Annotated in this window: 13 protein-coding genes and 1 riboswitch; of the genes, 11 read left to right on the top strand and 2 right to left on the bottom strand. The window is 71.8% G+C overall.

The window, feature by feature from the left end; translation table 11 throughout:
* Positions 1 to 114 precede the first annotated feature (114 nt).
* The gene (gene mptB, locus DB033_RS14110; protein WP_157970694.1) at positions 115 to 2,832 is read right to left on the bottom strand and encodes a polyprenol phosphomannose-dependent alpha 1,6 mannosyltransferase MptB; all 2,718 of its coding nucleotides are present in this window, start codon (positions 2,830 to 2,832) and stop codon (positions 115 to 117) included.
* Between the two features lie 68 nt (positions 2,833 to 2,900).
* Positions 2,901 to 3,011: riboswitch (TPP riboswitch) on the top strand.
* A 40-nt stretch (positions 3,012 to 3,051) separates the two neighbouring features.
* On the opposite strand from mptB, the gene DB033_RS14105 reads away from it, so the two are divergent.
* The 7 genes from DB033_RS14105 (at position 3,052) to DB033_RS14075 (ending at position 10,844) form a co-directional block, all read left to right on the top strand.
* A complete protein-coding gene (locus DB033_RS14105; RefSeq protein ID WP_111767591.1) occupies positions 3,052 to 4,182 on the top strand; it encodes a thiamine ABC transporter substrate-binding protein in 1,131 nt (376 codons plus the stop codon).
* A gap of 14 nt (positions 4,183 to 4,196) precedes the next feature.
* Complete coding sequence (locus DB033_RS14100) at positions 4,197 to 5,936, top strand: ABC transporter permease (protein ID WP_111767590.1); 1,740 nt, start codon at positions 4,197 to 4,199, stop codon at positions 5,934 to 5,936.
* Positions 5,933 to 6,931, top strand: a complete 999-nt coding sequence (locus DB033_RS14095) for an ABC transporter ATP-binding protein (RefSeq protein ID WP_111767589.1) — start codon at positions 5,933 to 5,935, stop codon at positions 6,929 to 6,931. Before DB033_RS14100 ends, DB033_RS14095 begins: the two co-directional genes overlap by 4 nt.
* A gap of 52 nt (positions 6,932 to 6,983) precedes the next feature.
* A complete protein-coding gene (locus DB033_RS21475) occupies positions 6,984 to 7,847 on the top strand; it encodes a (deoxy)nucleoside triphosphate pyrophosphohydrolase (RefSeq protein ID WP_240615907.1) in 864 nt (287 codons plus the stop codon).
* Positions 7,848 to 8,074: 227 nt separating this feature from the next.
* Positions 8,075 to 9,052, top strand: coding sequence for a transporter substrate-binding domain-containing protein (locus tag DB033_RS14085; protein ID WP_205843904.1), 978 nt, complete (start codon positions 8,075 to 8,077; stop codon positions 9,050 to 9,052).
* 125 nt (positions 9,053 to 9,177) lie between these two features.
* Complete coding sequence (locus DB033_RS14080; RefSeq protein WP_111767588.1) at positions 9,178 to 9,984, top strand: amino acid ABC transporter permease; 807 nt, start codon at positions 9,178 to 9,180, stop codon at positions 9,982 to 9,984.
* 5 nt (positions 9,985 to 9,989) lie between these two features.
* Positions 9,990 to 10,844, top strand: coding sequence for an amino acid ABC transporter ATP-binding protein (locus tag DB033_RS14075; protein WP_111768312.1), 855 nt, complete (start codon positions 9,990 to 9,992; stop codon positions 10,842 to 10,844).
* A 151-nt stretch (positions 10,845 to 10,995) separates the two neighbouring features.
* On the opposite strand, the gene DB033_RS21680 is transcribed toward DB033_RS14075, so the two are convergent.
* Positions 10,996 to 11,127: a hypothetical protein gene (locus DB033_RS21680; RefSeq protein ID WP_276309217.1), complete on the bottom strand. Its 132-nt coding sequence runs from the start codon at positions 11,125 to 11,127 to the stop codon at positions 10,996 to 10,998.
* Between the two features lie 297 nt (positions 11,128 to 11,424).
* Between DB033_RS21680 and typA the strand changes: the two genes are divergently transcribed.
* The 4 genes from typA (at position 11,425) to DB033_RS14055 (ending at position 18,879) form a co-directional block, all read left to right on the top strand.
* Positions 11,425 to 13,284, top strand: coding sequence for a translational GTPase TypA (typA, locus tag DB033_RS14070; RefSeq protein WP_170315559.1), 1,860 nt, complete (start codon positions 11,425 to 11,427; stop codon positions 13,282 to 13,284).
* 44 nt (positions 13,285 to 13,328) lie between these two features.
* Complete coding sequence (locus DB033_RS14065; RefSeq protein WP_111767586.1) at positions 13,329 to 15,080, top strand: ABC transporter substrate-binding protein; 1,752 nt, start codon at positions 13,329 to 13,331, stop codon at positions 15,078 to 15,080.
* A 269-nt stretch (positions 15,081 to 15,349) separates the two neighbouring features.
* Complete coding sequence (locus DB033_RS14060; protein WP_111767585.1) at positions 15,350 to 17,185, top strand: ABC transporter substrate-binding protein; 1,836 nt, start codon at positions 15,350 to 15,352, stop codon at positions 17,183 to 17,185.
* Positions 17,186 to 17,340: 155 nt separating this feature from the next.
* Positions 17,341 to 18,879, top strand: coding sequence for an ABC transporter permease (locus DB033_RS14055; RefSeq protein WP_111767584.1), 1,539 nt, complete (start codon positions 17,341 to 17,343; stop codon positions 18,877 to 18,879).
* Positions 18,880 to 18,881 lie beyond the last annotated feature (2 nt).

Here is an 18,881-nt window from a genome sequence, read left to right as displayed (position 1 = left end):
TGTCCTCCGGGGTCGCGCGCCGCGGGTGCGGTCACCCACCCAGCCTGTCGCCGGTCCGCCGGGTACACCGTCCACCGACCGGACGCACCACCGGGGGAGCCGCCGGTCCGCCGATCAGAGCGCGTCGAACGCCTTCGCGTACCGGAACGGCCCGGCCATCGACGGGCGCCAGGCGGTCAACGTCCGCAGCTGGAAGTAGTCGCCCCAGCCGGCGTCCGGCGATGCGACCCCCACCGACGACGCGGCGACGAAGCCGAATCGTCCGTAGAACGCCGGCTCACCCAGCAGGCCGACCGCCGGCTCGCCGACCGCGTCGGCCGCACCCAGCACCGCGTGCATCAGCGCCGCGCCGATCCCACGGCCCTGTCTGCCGGGGGAGACCCCGATCGGCCCCAGCCCGGCGCACGGCGTCGATCCCACCGAGCCGCGGCTGCACAGGACGTGGCCGACGATCTCGCCGTCCAGCTCGGCGACGAGAGACAGAGCGGCGATCACGTCGCCGTCGGCACGCAGCTGGTCCAGCAGGGCCGCCTCGACGACAACCCCTTCGGCACTGGCCTTGAACGCCAGTCGGTGCACCGCCCGCACGGCGTCGTCATCGGAGGGCAGCTCGCGGCGCAGCAACATCCGAGCAGTATCGCGTGACCGGCGCTGCGGCGCCCGGGAGAGAGCGGGCCCGGTTCGGTGCGGCGCGCGTCCCGCTCCCGGCGCCCCGAGAGACGGGCATCCGGTCCATGGGGCGTGTCCGGTGCTGTGGCGCCGGGGGAGTCCGGGTCCTGGTCCTGTGCGGCGCGTCCGGTGCTGTGGCGCCGGGGGAGACCGGGCCCCGGTCGCGGCGGCGTGCCCGACGCTGTGACGCCGGGGGAGTCCGGACCCCGGTTGCGTGCGGCGCGTGTCCGGTGCTGTGGCGCCGGGAGAGGCAGGTCGCCTGCGGCTTGTCCCACGTTGCGTCACCCGGAGAGAGCGGCCCCGGTTCGGTGCGGCGCGCGTCCGGTGCTGTGGCGCCCCGGAGAGTCCAGGCCCCGGTCGCGGCGGCCCGTGACCAGCGCTGTGGCACCGGGGAGTCCGGGGGCCGGTCCTGTGCGGCGCGCGTCCGGTGCTGTGGCGCCGGGGGAGTTCGGGGGCCGGTCCTGTGCGGCGCGCGTCCGGTGCTGTGGCGCCGGGGGAGTTCGGGGGCCGGTTCCGTGTGGCGCGCGTCCGGCGCTGTCGCGCTCCGGAGAGTCCGGGCCCCCGGTCCCGTCCAGCGCTGCGGCGACCAAGGCGCCCGGGCCCCGGTCCCGTCCGGCGCCACCCCGGACGCGCCGACGTGCGGCTCAGCGCCCGACGCGCCCGTCGCCGCGGTCGCCGCGCCCACAGCGAGCGCGCCCGCCCGGGCAGCGTCCGCACGTCGATGCCCTCCACCCGGCAGGTGTAGAGCGCCAGCAGCACCAACCCCACGGCGGTCATCCCCGCGCGGACCGCGACGCCCCAGCCGCCGACCTCGTAGTCCCTCGGCGCGTCCATGGTCTCGGCCACGCTCACCCAGGCGAAGAACACCGACGCCGCGACCAGCCCCCAGGTCTGCGGCCCGCGCCGCACCCCGGCGATCGCGAACAGCACGATCACCCACGCGGCGTACCAGGGGTGGATGAACGGCGACAGCACGACGGCGGCCGCGAACGCGACGGCCAGCCGCAGCAGCGGGTCCAGCCGCCGCGTGGTCAGCATCGTCCAGGCGACGATCACCGCCATCACCGCGAGGAAGACGGCCTTGACCACCGATTTGACCAGGTCGCCGTCCAGCCCCACGAGCCGCACCAGCCAGCCGCTCAGCGACGCCAGCCAGTTGACCGGCGCGTACCAGTGCGCCACCGAGCCGGGGGTGGCCAGCGCCCCCACCCAGCCGAAACCGACGTCGATCGCGAGTCCGATCACGCCGAGCAGGGCGACCGCGAGCCCGGTGGAGATCGCCCAGTACCGGATCGTCGTCTTCAACGTGCGGTCCGGGCCGGCCCAGATGATGCCGATGACGGGCAGCGCGATGATCGCGATCGGCTTGACCCCGATCGCCAGCGTCACCAGCACCACCGCCCACACCGGGTGCCGCTGCAGCGCGTAGTACACCGCCGCCACCAGCAGCGCGAGCATCAGGGCGTCGTTGTGGCCGCCGACCACGAAGTTGAACATCGTCACCGGCGACGCGGCCACGATCCACAGCACGAGGGGCCGGTCCAGGCCGCGGACCACGGCGATCCGGTGGGCGTACCAGGCCATCGCCACCACGGCGGCGACGGCGAGCAGCCGGAAGATCGCCACCGCGATGACGGGGGACTCCCCGGACGCGCCGACGACCAGTTCCTCGATGTAGAGGAACACCGGTCCGTACGGGGTGCGGGTGTTGGCCCACCGCGGGTCGACGCCGATGGCGTACCAGCCGCCCTCGGCGGCGATGCCGTCCAGGTAGGGGTTGATGTCGTTGAGCAGCAACCGGCCCTGACCGACGTAGGCGAACAGGTCGCGGGAGTACAGCGGGACCGCGGCGATCAGCGGCACGGCCCAGGCGATCGCGGCCGTCACCACGGTGCGCACCCCGCCGGATCCCGCCGCGCGGGCGACGGCCCCCACCCGCAGCCAGGCGCCGATGAGCAGCAGTCCGCCGAGGACGACGACGAAGGAGGCGACGTTCTGCCGGAGGTCGGTGGCGCGGGGCCAGTCGATGATCGGCCACTCACGGACCGTCGACCCGGGACCGATCCAGCCGACCGAGGTCGATCCGGCGACGATCAGCAGCGTGGCGACGACGCCGAGGACGGTGGCCGGCACCGCCGACCTGGTCCCCAACCGTGTCCCCATTCCGTCATCATCGCAGCCCCGAGGGGCTCGACCGGTCGACACGACGCACCGCCGCCCGGGGTTAGAGTGGTCGGCGACACGGGAGTCCGGTGCGCCGGGCTGAGAGAGCGACACGAAGTCGCTGACCGTCGAACCTGATCCGGATCATGCCGGCGCAGGGACGTCGAACATCTCTGAGCAGTTCACCCGTGCTACCGACTTCGTCGATCGGAGCACACCATGAGCACGCGTCTGTCACGCGCCGCCGCCACCCTCGCCGCCGGCCTCCTGCTGGCCGCCTGCGGGTCCGGCACGTCCACCGGCACCAGTGCCACGAGCACGAGCACTCCCACCGGCACGAGCACCACCCCCGGCAGCACGAGCACTCCCACCGGCTCGAGCACCACCCCCGACAGCACGACAGGCACCACCGTCACGCTGGTCACCCACGACAGCTTCAACGTCGACCCCGCGGTGCTGTCGGACTTCGAGGCCGCCAGCGGCGTCACGGTCAGCCTGCTGAGCGAGGAGGCACTCGCCAACCAGCTCATCCTGACCAAGGACAACCCGCTCGGCGACGTGGCCTACGGCATCGACAACACCTTCGCCTCCCGCGCGGTCGACGAGGGTGTCTTCGCCCCGTACACCTCACCGCTGCTGGATCAGGGCTCGGCCGACTACGCCTTCGACGCCGGCAACAGCCTCACCGCGGTGGACTTCGGTGACGTCTGCGTCAACGTCGACCACACCTGGTTCACGGAGAAGGGTCTCGCCGAGCCCGTGACCTTCGACGACCTGCTGAAGCCCGAGTACAAGGACCTGCTCGTCGTCGAGTCGCCGGTCACCTCCAGCACCGGCCTGGCGTTCCTGCTCGGCACCGTCGGGCACGCGGGCGAGGACGGCTGGCAGCAGTACTGGACCGGACTGAAGGACAACGGCGTCAAGGTCGTCTCCGACTGGAACAGCGCCTACTACGTCGACTTCTCCGGCTCGGACGGCAAGGGCGACCGCCCGCTCGTCGTGTCCTACGCGTCCTCGCCGCCGTCGGAGGTCAAGGAGGGCATGACCGAGGCCCCCACCGGCACCCTGCTCGACACCTGCTTCCGCCAGGTCGAGTACGTCGGCGTGCTCGCCGGCGCGAAGAACCCGGAAGCGGCGCAGCAGGTCGTGGACTGGATGCTGTCGCCGGAGTTCCAGGCCGGCCTGCCCGAGAGCATGTACGTCTACCCGGTGGACACGGCGACCGAGCTGCCCGCCGACTGGGCGAAGTACGCCACCGTCGCCCCCAGCCCGGTGACCGTCGACCCGGCCACGATCGCGGCGAACCGCGACAGCTGGCTGCAGGACTGGTCCGATCTGCTCGAAGGCTGATCCGGAGCCCCTCGATGACCCTGCTGCGACCGGCGCCGCCGACGGCCCCCGGGCCGCCGGCCCCGACCGCCGCGTCCGGGCGTGACCGCGCCGCCGCCCGGTTGCGCCGGGCCGGGCTGATCCTGGCCGGGCTGGTGCCGCTGGCGGCGTTCGCGGTGTTCTTCTTCCTTCCGGTCGCGTCGCTGGTCGGGCAGGGTTTCACGGGTCCGGCCGGGCTGGACCTGAGTGGCTTCTCCGAGGTGCTGTCCCGGCCCCGGTTCCGCCGCATCCTGTGGTTCACGGTGTGGCAGGCGGCGGCGTCCGCGGGCCTCGCGGTGCTGCTCGGGCTCCCCGGCGCCTATCTGCTCTACCGGGTCCGCTTCCGCGGGCAGCGGGCGCTGCGCGCGGCGATCGCGGTCCCGTTCGTGCTGCCGACGGTCGTGGTGGGGCTCGCCTTCCGCAGCCTCACCGCGGACGGCGGTCCGCTCGGCGGCTGGGGACTCGACGGCAGCGTCTGGACGATCCTGGCCGCGCACGTCTTCCTCAACTACGCCGTCGTGGTGCGCACCGTCGGTGCGACCTGGGCGTCGCTGGACCGCCGCCCCGAGGACGCCGCCCGCTCCCTGGGGGCCGGGCCGGTCCGGACGTGGTGCACCGTGACGCTGCCCGCGCTGGGCCCGTCGATCGCCGCGGCCGCGGTGCTGGTGTTCCTGTTCTGTGCGGCGAGCTTCGGCATCATCCTCATCCTCGGCAACTCCGCGTACTCGACGCTGGAGACCGAGATCTACCGGCAGACCACCGAGGTCCTGGACCTGCCGGTCGCCGCGGTCCTGTCGGTGCTGCAGCTGGTGCTGGTCACCGTAGTGCTGGTCGTCGCCGGCCGGGTGCGCCGGCGCACCGAGTCGACCCAGGAGCTGCGCACCGCGGCCGACGTGCAGCGACCGTTGCGGCCCGCCGACCTGCCGGCGGCGGTGGTCACCGGGTCGGTGCTCGTGCTGCTCGCCGCGCCGGTCGTGACCCTGGTGCTGCGGTCCCTGCAGACGCCGGACGGGTGGGGCGTGGGCAACTACACCGCCCTCGCCGGCAACGGCGACGGCCGGCTGTTCCTGATCACCGGGTGGCAGGCGCTGGGCAATTCGCTGCGCGCCGCGGTGCTGGCCACCGCGCTCGCGGTCACGGTGGGGGTGCTGCTCTCGGTGGTCCTGGCCCGCAAGCCCCGCGAGACACTGCCCCGGCGCCTCATCGCGCTGATGGACGCCACCTTCATGCTGCCGCTCGGGGTCAGTGCGGTGACCGTCGGCTTCGGCTTCCTCATCGCGCTGGACGAACCGCCGCTGGACCTGCGGACCTCGCCGTGGCTGGTGCCGATCGCGCAGGCACTGGTGGCCACCCCGCTCGTCGTGCGGCTGATCCTGCCCGCGTTGCGCGGCGCCGACGACCGGCTCCGGCAGGCCGCCGCGGTCCTCGGCGCGGGTCCGCTGCGCGTGTGGTCGACCGTGGACCTGCCCATCATGAGTCGGGCGCTGGCCGGGGCGTCGGCCTTCGCTTTCGCGATCGCGTTGGGCGAGTTCGGGGCGACCAGCTTCCTCGCCCGACCCGAGACCGCGACGCTGCCGGTGGTCATCGGCCGGTTGATCTCCCGGCCCGGCGCCGGCAACGCCGGGATGGCGTTCGCCGGTGGGGTGGTGCTGGCGGTGATCTGCGCGGCGTCGGTGCTGCTGGTCGACCGGCTGGGCGGGCGTGACCGGGAGTCGTCGTGGGGGGTGTTCGCGTGAGTGCGGTGTTGCAGATCCGGGACGCCACCGTGCGGTACGGGTCCGTCACCGCCGTCGACGGGGTGTCCGTCGACGTCCACCAGCACGGCACGCTGGCGCTGCTGGGCCCGTCCGGCTGCGGGAAGTCGACCCTGCTGCGGGCCGTCGCCGGCCTCGAGCCGCTGGCGGCCGGCCGCATCACGATGGACGGCACCGACCTGGCCACGGTTCCGGTGTTCCGGCGCCGTTTCGGGCTGATGTTCCAGGACGGGGTGCTGTTCGGGCACCGCACGGTGGCCGGCAACATCGGCTACGGGATGCGGATGGCCGGGGCCGGCCGCGCCGCGATCCGGGCCCGCGTCGGCGAGCTGCTCGACCTGGTCGGGCTGCCCGGCTACGGCGACCGGCCGGTGGGCACGCTGTCCGGGGGGCAGGCGCAGCGGGTCGCGCTGGCCAGGGCCCTCGCGCCACGACCGCGGCTGCTGTTGCTGGACGAGCCGCTGGCCGCGCTGGACGCGGCGCTGCGGGAGCAGCTGCTCGTCGACCTGCGCCGCATCCTGCGCGAGACCGGCACCCCCACCGTGTTCGTCACGCACGACCAGGACGAGGCCTTCGCGATCGCCGACCGGGTCGCGGTGATGCGCGACGGCCGGATCCGCCAGCAGGGGACCCCGCGGGAGGTGTGGGACCGACCGGCCGACGCGTGGCTGGCCCGCTTCGTCGGCTACTCCTCGGTGCTCGACGGGGGCCCCGCCGCCGCGGCCGCCGCACTGCTCGGGTCGCCGCCCGGGATGCCCGTCGCGCTGCGGCCGGGCGCGTTGCGGGCCGATCCGGCCGGTCCGCTGCGCGGCACCGTCGTGGGTGCCGTGCCGGGGCCGGAGAGCACCCGGCTGGAGGTCGACCTCGACGGCTGGGGCCGGGTGGCCGCCGTCGCCGGCCCGGGGGCGGTGCCCGAGGGCGCGGTACGGCTGCGGTTCGACCCGGCGGGTGCGAGTGTATTGAGCGGCGCTCAGTGAGCGGCCGGGCCCGCCGCCGCGCCGCCGGGCCGGCTCTGGCATCGTGCTCGGGATGACCTGGCAGGCGATCCCGCTGCGGGCGGCGACCGTGGTGGACCGGCCCGCGTCCGAGGTGCGCTCGCGCCTGTCGTCGGTGGCCCTCTGGCGGCGCAGCGCCGCCGCGGTCGGGTACCGGCTCACGGCGACACCGGCCTCGGACACCTGGAGCCCCGGCGCTCACGTCCGGCTCGACCGCATCGGCCGCCGCCGCCGGCCGGTCGCCCGGCACCGGGTGCAGGTCGACCTCGACCCGAACGGACTTCCTGCCTTCACCGTCGTCCGCGGCCCGGGCACGGGCGGCCGGCTCACCCTGGCGGTCGACGACACCGGCGCCGGCGTCCTGGTGACCGCCGGGTTCGCCAACCCGGCGGCCGGCTCGCGGCCGGCCGAACAGGTCCGGCGGCTCCTGCAGTCGCGACACCGCGCCCGCATCGTCTGGGCCTTGCGGGTGCTGACCGGGATGACCGTGCTGGCCGCCCACCAGACCCGCACCGTGGTCGCCGCCGCGGTCCTCCGCGACGGCGCCGTGCTCGCCGCCCGCCGCAGCTATCCGGCCGACGTCGCCGGACGGTGGGAGTTCCCGGGCGGCAAGGTCGCCCCGGGTGAGACCGAGGTCGAGGCGGTGCGCCGGGAGCTCGCCGAGGAGCTCGGTGACGCCTTCGCGGCCGGGCTGGAGGTGGGGGAGCGGGTGGGCCCGGACATCGCCCTGGACGTCGAACTGGTGCTGCGGCTGTACGCGGTCCGGGGCGGCGGCGAGCCGGTGGCCGCCGGATCCCACGACGACGTCCGGTGGATTCCGGCGGCGTCGCTGGACGACCCGGACTGGCTCGACGCCGACCGCCGGTTGCTCCCCGCGCTGCGTCCGCTCCTGGACTGAGGCCCAGCTCACAGCGTTACCGGCGGGCGCGGAGGCTGGGCCGTCCGGGTCATGCCGGGGTCGACGAGGGGCCGTCGGAGGGGCAGCCGGGTCGGGTGGCGGCACCACCCGGGCGTGTCGTGCATCCCGACGTGTTATGCAGCTGTAACCCAGTGGTGCCAAGATCCGCCGTAGTTCTGCTGCACGGGCCGGAGTGGCCGGCCCGGTGACACAAAGGTGGATAGCTCGTGAATTTCCGTCGTTCCCGTTCTCTGCGCACCGTGGCGATCGCCGCCGCGGCCGTCGGCACCATGGTCCTGACCGCCTGTGCCCCCGACTCGTCCAACTCGGGCACCCCCACGTCCTCGTCCCCGGCGGGCGCCACCACCAGTTCGTCCCAGTCGGCGGAGTCGCCGGCCGAGAGCGCGGAGACCACGTCGTCGGGCTCGGCCACCTCCGGCGGTGCGACCGGCTCGACCACCGCCGGCGCCGCCTCGCCCGAGGACATCGCGGCCGCCACCGCGTCGCTGATCGCCCCCGGCTCGCTGACCGTCTGCACCCACCTGCCCTACGCGCCGTTCCAGTCCAACGACGACAGCGGCAAGGCCGTCGGCTTCGACATCGACATGATGGACCTCGTCGCCGAGCAGCTCGGGGTCACCCAGGCCATCGTCGACACCCCGTTCGAGGGCATCAAGAGCGGCCAGGACATGGCCACCGGCAAGTGCGACATCGCCGCCGCCGGCATGACCATCACCGAGGAGCGCTCGAAGGTCATCCTGTTCTCCGAGCCCTACTTCGACGCCACCCAGGCCCTGCTGGTCCGCAGCGCCGACCAGATCTCCTCGCTGGAGGACCTGCGCGGCAAGCGTCTCGGCGCCCAGGCGGCCACCACCGGTCTGGACTACGCCAACGCCAACAAGGACCAGTACGGCTACGAGATCGTCGAGTACACCGACCTCGCCGCCGAGCAGCAGGCGCTGACCACCAACCAGATCGACGCCGCGATCAACGACCTCCCGGTGTGGAGCGAGTTCATCAAGGGGTCGGGCGGCTCGGCGAAGATCGCCGCGCAGTTCGACACCGGCGAGCAGTACGGCTTCGGCATGAAGCTCGGCAACGACGCGCTCAAGGCCGTGGTCGACAGCACCATCGCCGCCGCCCGTGCCGACGGCACCTACGACGAGCTGTACGCGCAGTGGATCGGCGACGTCCCCGCTTCCTGACATCACTCCCGTCGAGGGCGGCCCGGATCATCGTCCGGGCCGCCCTCGACGCAGCTGACGGACCCTGTGGCCCTCGCGTGTGACAATCTCCGATCCTCGACAGAAGGGTGGAAGCAATGGCTTCCATGACCCGGCGACAGCGCGCACGCGCGGTCCGCGGAGTGCAGTACGGCGTGCTGCTGGCGATCATCGTGGCCATCGCCCTGGTCGCCGACTGGCACCAGTTCGGTCAGGCCTTCGCCCGGTCGGACATCATCGCCCGGATGTGGCCGCGGGTGGTCACCATCGGCATGGTCAACACGATCATCTACACGCTGCTGGCGTTCGTGTTCGCGTTCGTCGTGGGTCTGATCCTCGCCCTGATGCGGCTGTCGCAGGTCGGTCCCTACCGGTGGATCGCCACGGCCTACGTCGAGCTGTTCCGCGGGCTGCCCGCCCTGGTCGTGCTGTTCATGGTGGCCTACGGCATCCCGAACGCGTTCCCGGGCTTCAAGTTCCCCGACTTCGGCATCCAGGGCGGTGAGTTCTACATCCTGGTCATGCTCGGGCTCGGGCTCACCGCCGCGGCGTACATGGCCGAGACGTTCCGCGCCGGTATCCAGGCGGTCCCCAAGGGTCAGGTCGAGGCGGCCCGGACACTGGGGATGTCGTCCGGCCGGACCACCCGGGTCATCGTCATCCCGCAGGCGTTCCGCATCGTCATCCCGCCGCTGACCAACGAGATCATCCTGCTGATCAAGGACTCGTCGCTGGTCTACGTGCTGGGGGTGACGGCCAACCAGTACGAGCTGACCAAGTTCTCCCAGGACTTCCTCAACCGCTCGGTCAACCCGACGCCGCTGATCGTCGGCGGCGTGCTGTACCTGATCATCACCCTCCCGCTCTCGCAGCTGGTCCGCCGGCTCGAGGTCCGCTTCGCAAAGGCCAGGTGAGCACCGTGACCGCATCGACCGCGTCCACTGCACCCGCGAGCACGCACGCCATCTCCATCCGCGGCCTGCGCAAGTCCTTCGGCCCGGTGGAGGTGCTCAAGAACATCGACCTGGACATCGAACCCGGTCAGGTGGTCTGCGTCATCGGCCCGTCGGGCTCGGGCAAGTCCACGTTGCTGCGCTGCGTCAACATGCTGGAGACCCCGACGGCGGGGAAGGTGTTCATCGGGGCGGACGAGATGACCGATCCGGACGTCGACCTCGACAAGGTGCGCCGTCGGGTCGGGATGGTCTTCCAGAGCTTCAACCTGTTCCCGCACCTCACCGTGCTGAGGAATCTCACCGTCGCCCAGATACAGGTGCTCGGCCGCAACCGGGGTGAGGCGGAGCGGATCGCCCGCGAGAACCTCGAGCGGGTCGGCATGGCGCACAAGGAGAAGGCCTACCCGGCGCAGCTGTCCGGCGGGCAGCAGCAGCGGATCGCCATCGCGCGGTCGCTGTCGATGTCGCCGGAGCTGATGCTGTTCGACGAGCCGACCTCGGCACTGGACCCGGAGCTGGTCGGGGAGGTCCTCGCGGTGATGAAGGGCCTGGCCAAGGAGGGCATGACGATGATGGTCGTGACCCACGAGATGGCCTTCGCCCGGGACGTGGCCGACCGGGTGGTGTTCATGGACGGCGGCTACGTCGTCGAGGACGGCACCGCCGAGGAGGTCATCGGCAACCCGCAGGAGGACCGCACCCGGTCGTTCCTGTTCCGCGTGCTCAACCCCACCCAGGTCGACGCGGGGGACGAGTACGCCGCCGCGCCCCGGCCGACCACGTTGCCGTCGATCATGGACCCGCTGAAGCCCGTCTGACCGTCCCGTCCCGCCGTCCGGCGCAGACCCTCGCGGGGTCTGCGCCGGTCGTCGTCGCGGGGTCGGTCAGGTCAGTGCAGGTCGGTGCAGGTCGGTGCGGCTCAGTGCAGGTCGGTGCAGGTCGGTGCGGGTCGGTGCACGTCGGTGCACGTCAGTGCGGGTCGGGCTCGGCCCGCTCGACGTCGGCCAGTTCCTCCTCGGGACGCGGCGGGACGGTCTCGTCGTCCTCGAGGATCTGCAGGGGCGGGTTGTCCGGGTCGAAGGCCGGTTCGGTGGTGGTCATGGCGTCACTGTGCCCCGGACCGCCCGGCGCCACCCGGGCGGGGAGCTTGGCGTCACAGGCACGACGGGGTCGCCGGCGCGCCCCGACCGGTAGGCTGGGAAGGCTGCGCTGATCGGTCCGTACCGGGTGGTTGTGGCTGGCCGACGGGAATTCGCCCTGTTCAGGGTGCGTTCGACCAGAGGTCAGGTGCTGTTCAGGAGTCGTCAGGTGTTCCACCGGCGGCCCGCCCCGCGCCATCCGCGCCATCTGCACGCCCCGACCGATCCGCACCTCCCGCAACCTTTGGAGTACAACCGCGTGACCCGCCAGACCCGCCATGACCTCCGCAACGTCGCCATCGTCGCCCACGTCGACCACGGCAAGACCACCCTCGTCGACGCCATGCTCTGGCAGTCCGGGGCGTTCCGTGAAGGCTCCGCCCACACCGACCGGGTGATGGACTCCAACGACCTGGAGCGCGAGAAGGGCATCACGATCCTGGCCAAGAACACCGCGGTCCGCCGCGGGGACATGGTCATCAACATCGTCGACACCCCCGGTCACGCCGACTTCGGTGGCGAGGTGGAGCGCGCCCTGATGATGGTCGACGGTGTCGTGCTGCTCGTCGACGCCTCCGAGGGCCCGCTGCCGCAGACCCGCTTCGTGCTCCGCAAGGCGCTGCAGGCCAACCTCCCCGTGGTGCTGGTCGTCAACAAGACCGACCGCCCCGACTCCCGCATCGACGAGGTCGTCGACGAGACCTACGCGCTGTTCATGGACCTCGACGCCGACGACCACCAGATCGAGTTCCCGATCGTCTACTGCGCCTCCCGCGCGGGCCGTGCCTCGCTGAACAAGCCCGCCAACGGCGAGATGCCCGACCACGAGAACCTCGACCCGCTGTTCGACACCCTCCTCGAGGCGATCCCGGCCCCGACCTACGAGCCCGGCGCCCCGCTGCAGGCCCAGGTCACCAACATCGACGCCTCGCCGTTCCTCGGCCGCATCGGCATGTGCCGGATCATCGAGGGCGAGATGAAGAAGGGCCAGTCGGTCGCCTGGATGAAGGCCGACGGCACCGTCGCCCGCACCAGGATCACCGAGCTGCTGATCACCGAGGCGCTGGACCGGGTCCCGGTCGAGACCGCCTACGCCGGCGACCTGATCGCCGTCGCCGGGATGGCCGAGATCACCATCGGTGAGACCCTGGCCGACCCGGAGAACCCGGTCGCGCTGCCGCCGATCACCGTCGACGAGCCGGCCATCTCGATGACCGTCGGCATCAACACCTCGCCGCTGGCCGGCAAGGACGGCGGCAAGAAGCTGACCGCCCGCCAGGTGAAGAACCGTCTCGACGCCGAGCTGATCGGTAACGTCTCGATCCGCGTGCTCAACACCGAGCGTCCCGACACCTGGGAGGTGCAGGGCCGTGGCGAGCTGGCGCTGGCCATCCTCGTGGAGACCATGCGCCGGGAGAGCTTCGAGCTGACCGTCGGCAAGCCGCAGGTCGTCACCCGCGAGGTCGACGGCAAGGTCCAGGAGCCGTTCGAGCGCCTCACCATCGACGTCCCCGAGGAGTACCTCGGTGCGGTCACCCAGCTGCTCGCCGTCCGCAAGGGCCGCATGGAGCAGATGAGCAACCATGGCACCGGGTGGGTCCGCCTGGAGTTCCACGTGCCGTCGCGTGGCCTGATCGGCTTCCGCACCGACTTCCTCACCGACACCCGAGGCACCGGCATCGCGTCGACGATCTTCGACGGGTACGGCCCCTGGGCCGGCACCCTGCGCGGCCGCCCGACCGGTTCGCTGGTCGCCGACCGCGCGGGCAAGGCCACCGCCTTCGCCATGATGTCGCTGCAGGAGCGCGGGCAGCTGTTCGTGCCGCCGACCACCGAGGTGTACGAGGGCATGATCGTCGGCGAGAACGCCCGCGCCGACGACATGGACGTCAACATCACCAAGGAGAAGCAGCTCACCAACATGCGCAAGTCCTCCTCCGAGGAGCTCGTGCACCTGGTGCCGCCGAAGAACCTGTCGCTGGAGCAGGCGCTGGAGTTCTGCGCCGACGACGAGTGCGTGGAGATCACACCGGTGGCCGCCCGCATCCGCAAGGTCGAGCTGTCCGGCAACATCCGGGCCCGCAGCCGGTCCCGCAGCAAGGCCGCCGCGAACTCCTGAGCCGTCCACCGGGGTTCCCCATCCCGGGAAACTAGGCTGACCCCGTGAACCGCCGCCGCTCCCACCGCTCCCGGTGGGGCCGGCGGCGGAGTGCGTTCCTGGCCCTGGTGCTGGCGTCGACCGCCGGCTGCACGGTGCCGAACCTGCCGGCCCCGCTGGCCCCCGAGACCACCGGCGGCGACACCACACCGCTGCCGCCGGTCGTCGGCGGGGTGATCAGCCTCGGTGTGGACGACGACATCCGCGGCTTCAACCCCTACGTCGCCTCCCAGTGGTCGCCGGCCGGCGCCGCAGTCGCCGGGCTCGTGCTGCCGGGCGCGTTCACCCCCGGCCCGTCGGCCGAGGTCGCGGTCCCTACCGCGCTGATCCGCCGGGTCGCCGTCACCGCGACGGAGCCGTTCACGGTCACCTACGAGCTCAACCAGGGTGCCTCGTGGTCCGACGGCACCCCGATCGCCGCCGAGGACTTCACCTACCTCTGGCGGCAGATGACGTCCAACACCGACGTGGTGAGCCCGGCCGGGTACCAGCTGATCTCCAGCATCCAGTCGGCCGACGCCGGTAAGACGGTGACCGTGGTGTTCCGGACGCCCTACGCCGACTGGCGCACGCTGTTCTCGCCGCTGCTGCCGGCACGCACCCTCAAGGACGAGCCCGGCGGCTTCGCGACCGCCCTGCAGACCGGGATCCCGGTGGCCGGCGGCCGCTACCGGATGGACGCCTACGACCCGGTGATCGGCCAGACCACCCTGGTGCGCAACGACAAGTACTGGGCCACCGAGACCACGACCACCAGCGTGGTGCTCCGCGCCGGAGCGCCTGCGGACCTGGTCGACGCGTTGCGCCGCGGCGACGTGCAGGCGGTGTACCTGCGGCCGGGGGAGTCCGCGGCGACGGCGCTGGCCGCGCTGGACACCGACGTCCGGCGGATCACGGTGCCGCTGCCGGCCACCACCGACCTCGTCTTCAACCTGGGCGCCGACCGGCTCACCGCCGACGCCGCGGTACGCGACGCGGTCGCCGCCGCGATCCGGTCCGCCCCCCTGCGGGCCGCGCTCGGCGACGGTGCGGCGGGCAGTGCGCTGGCCACCACCTCGCCGTTCGTGCTGCCGGCCGCGCCCGGTGCGCCCACCGTCGCGCCGGCCGGGGTCACCGACGATCCGGACGGCGTCGCCGACGCGCTCAGCGGCGCCGGTTACCGGCGCACCGGCCTGTATTGGCACGACCCCGACGGCCGGGTGCTCACCCTCGTGATGGGCTACGACGCCGCCGACAGCACCGCGCAGTCCGCGGCGCGGCTGCTGCAGCGCCAGCTCGGGGCGGCGGGCATCCAACTCGACCTGGTCGCGCAGACGGCGGTCGACGTCGTGGCCCCGTTGACCTCGGTGTCGGTCCCCGACATCGTGCTGACGCTCACCCCGCGGACGGCGTCCGACCGTGGCCGGGCCGCGACCCTGCTGGCCTGCGCGGCGGGCTACCCGCAACCGGCCACCGGTACCGCCGCCGCCGAGACCCCCACCACGACGGTCACCACCGCGCCCGACGGGGAGGAGGCGCCGCCGCCGTTCTGCGACGACCGGGTGCGGGCGACGATGACCGGCTACCTCGCCGGCGGCGGCGTGGACGATCTGGACGCCCTGGCCTGGCGGCGGCTCGCCGTGCTGCCGCTGGCCGAACCCACCGCCGTGCTCGCGCTGGGACCCGCCCTGGGTGCGGTCGACCTGCCGCCGGACGCCGCTGACCTGCTGTGGAGCGGGCCGCTGCGGACCCTTCCCGACTGGCGGTCGCCGGGGTGACGGTACGTGTGGGTAACCCCGGACCGCCGGTCCGCCCCGTGCCGAACGGGACGAAGTACCCCCGTTAGGACCGCCGCGTTCACCTCGCGTTGACCTGTTCGGACCGTCCCGGACTGTTTCCTTTCGGTAACAACCGGCACCCCGCTCTCGTCGCTCACAGACGTTCCGCATACGTTTGCCTGCGTCGCACACATTCAGCAGGGGATGTTTCGGACAAATGGTGGGCGCAACGCCCGTTCCTCCCGTCCGACCCCAGAGGGAGACGCTCCATGAGAAGACGCATTCTGGGTTACGCCGCGGCGGGGATCGCCGCGTCGATGGTCCTCGGGGCGTGCAGTGGTTCGGTCGGTGGTGACACCACGACCAGCAACACGCCGCCGCCCGCGGGCACCGCCACCAGCAGCGCCGCCACCGGCGAGTCGAGTGGGTCGTCCTCGGCACCCGAAGGACCCATCGCCGACACCATCAACATCGGCCTCGAGCAGACGCCGGGCGGCTACAACTGCAACAACGCCGCCTCCAACAGCGTCTACTGCGCCTACGTCGACAACGTCACGCAGAGCGCGCTGGTAATCGTGCAGCCCGACGGCACGCTCAAGGCCAACGCCGATTTCGGCAGCTACGAGAAAGTCTCCGACGATCCGCTGACCATCGACATCACCATCGCCGACGACGCGGTCTGGTCCGACGGGGTGCCGATCGACTTCGACGACGTGCTGCTGCAGTGGGCCGCCTTCTCCGGCACCCACCCGGGCGGCAAGGACGCGGACGGCAACGACGTCGACCTGTTCACCGCCGCCAGCACCAACGGCTTCGCCGAGCTGAACATGCCCGAGGGCGCGGCCGGCGACAAGAAGTTCACCTGGGTCTTCAAGGAGCCCTACGCCGACTGGGAGGCGCTCGTCGGCACGACGTTCGCGCCCGCCCACATCGTCGCCGAGCAGGCCGGCCTGAGCAGCGCCGACAACGGCGCCGAACTGGTCAAGGCCATCCAGGACAACGACACCGCCAAGCTCACCCCGGTGGGTGCGTTCTGGAGCACCGGGTTCGACTACGAGGTCGACCTGCCGTCGCTGCCGGACACCGCCATCCTGCCGTCCTCCGGCCCCTACAAGGTCGACAGCGGCTCCGGCGGCAACCTCACCGTCGTGCGCAACGACGCCTACTGGGGCACCCCGGCCGTCACCGACTCGCTGGTGTTCAAGCTGGTCGACGACCAGGAGTGGGTCCAGGCCATGGCCAACGGCGAGATCGACGCCTTCGACCCGTCCAACCCCTCGGGTGACATCAAGGCCCAGCTCGACGCGGCCACCGACTCCATCACCTACGAAGCCGGTGAGAGCTACACGTTCAGCCACGTCGACTTCAACTCGGGCCCCGGTGGCGCGATGGAGAACATCTCCGTCCGACAGGCTTTCGAGCTGTGCGTGCCCCGCGAGGAGCTCGTCGAGAAGTACGCCAAGCCCGTCTTCGAGGGTGCCCAGGTGCTGAACCTGCGCGAGTTCCTGCCCGCCCAAGGCAACTACGAGGACATCCTCGCCCAGGTGCCCAGCGCCAAGCTGTACGAGAACGTGGACATCGAGGGCGCCAAGGCCAAGCTGGCCGAGGCCGGGGTCACCATCCCCTACGAGGTCCAGCTGACCTTCTCGGGCACGTCGACGCTGCGCGCCGACCAGGCGCAGGTCATCAAGGCCTCGTGCGACCAGGCGGGCTTCAACATCGTCGCCAAGCCCGACGAGGACGTCTTCACCACGCTCGCGCTCAAGGACACCAGCTGGGGCCTGGCCCTGTTCGGCTGGTCGGGTTCCGGTCTCGTCGCCTCCGGGCAGTCGATCTACGTGACCGACGGCGCACAGAACTACGGCCGCTACTCCAGCAAGATCGTCGACGACGCCTGGGAGAAGGTCATCCGCGACACCGACCGTGAGTCGGCCGAGCAGGCGAAGATCCCGATGGAGGAGGAGCTGTGGGCCAACCCCTACAACGCCGTCCTCTACGCCAACCCCGGCATCGCCGCGTGGAGCTCCAAGGTCACCGGGCCGGCCTTCAACCCGACCCAGTACGGCGTGACCTGGAACGCTTTCACCTGGAGCAAGTCCGAGTAGTCCGCAGTCCACGCCCGGCGGGTGGAGCCTCGGCTCCGCCCGCCGGGTGCGTACTGTGCCCGGGACGGGCGACCCCCGTTCCGGGATGATCCGGCGGCCGACCAGGCCCGCCGTGTCGGACACGACCGAACTGCTCGAACCCGATCGGGGGCTGTGTGCTCGTCTTCATCGCGAGAAGACTCGTGGTGTCGTTCTTCATCCTGCTGGCGTCCACCGCACTGACCTACGTGCTGGTGGCCCTGTCCGGGAACCCGCTGCAGGACCTGCTGGAGGACCGCGGTCCGACGCGCGAGGCCAAGATCAGCGCCCGGACGCAGGCGTTGAACCTCGACACCCCGGTGCCGCTGCGGTACTTCCTGTGGCTGGGCGACGTCGGCCGCTGCCTCTGGCCCTGGGCCCGCGAGTGCACTCTCGGCCTGAACCGTGACGGCAAACCCGTGCTGCCCCAGCTGGAGGCGGCGATCGGGTCGACGCTGCGCCTGGTGATCGCGGCGACCCTGCTCGCCCTCATCCTCGGCGTCGTCACCGGCATCGTGACCGCGTTGCGCCAGTACAGCGTCTTCGACTACTCCATCACCCTGGTCGCGTTCCTCTGCTTCTCGCTGCCGGTGTTCTTCGTGTCCACGCTGCTCAAGCAGTACCTGGCGATCGAGTTGAACACCTGGCTCGGCGACCCCTCGCTGACCTACGCCGGCATCGCCGTCGTGGCGCTGCTGTCCGGCCTGTTCTGGGCGCTCATCATCGGTGGCGGCCGCCGGCGGGCGCCGCTCGTCTTCGCCGTCGCCTTCGTCGCCACGTTCGCGATGGTCTACCTGCTGCTGGCCACCGGGTTCTTCCGGACGCCGTCCTTCGGGGTGGTCGGCATCGTCGTCGTGGGCCTCGCCGCGGCGGTCGGCTGGACGGCGCTGTTCGCCGGGCTGTCCGCCCGCACCCGGTCGGTGCTCATCGCCGCCGTGGCGACCGTGGTGCTCGCGACGGTGGCCATCGTGGCGCTGGCGCGACCGGTCATCGACGGCGGGTATGTGGTCGTGCTCGCGGTCACGGTCGGGCTGATCGTGCTGGGGGTGGTCGTCGGCAAGCTGATCGGCGGTGAGCAGCGGCTGCTGGCCGGCCGGGTCGCGGGTCTCGTGGGCCTGACCATGGCGCTGCTGATGATCTACGACCGGCTGCTGGCGGCCTACCCGACGCTGTTCGCCCGCACCGGGGGCCGTCCGATCAAGACCACCGGCAGCGAGTCCGCCAACCTGAACGCGGACTTCTGGACGACCAACCTCGACTACCTGATGTACCTCATCCTGCCGACGCTGGCGATCATGCTGATCTCCTTCGCCAGCTACACCCGCTACACCCGGGCGAGCATGCTGGACGTGATGGGCCAGGACTACGTGCGCACGGCCAAGGCGAAGGGCCTCAACCACCGCACGGTGATCGTGCGGCACGCCTTCCGCAACGCGCTGATCCCGCTGACCACCCTCGTCGCGTTCGACTTCGCCGGCATCCTCGGTGGCGCGATCATCACCGAGACGGTGTTCGGCTGGAGCGGCATGGGGAAGCTCTTCTCCACTGGTATCACCAACGTCGACCCGAACCCGGTGATGGCGTTCTTCCTGGTCACAGCGACGGCCACGGTGTTGTTCAACATGCTGGCCGACATCGCCTACGCCTATCTCGACCCACGAATCCGGCTGGGGTGATG

It is taken from the genome of Nakamurella deserti (assembly GCF_003260015.1).
GTDB lineage: Bacteria > Actinomycetota > Actinomycetes > Mycobacteriales > Nakamurellaceae > Nakamurella > Nakamurella deserti.
Note: the sequence above shows the minus strand (reverse complement) of the source record. Positions and strands in the feature narration are given on the sequence as shown.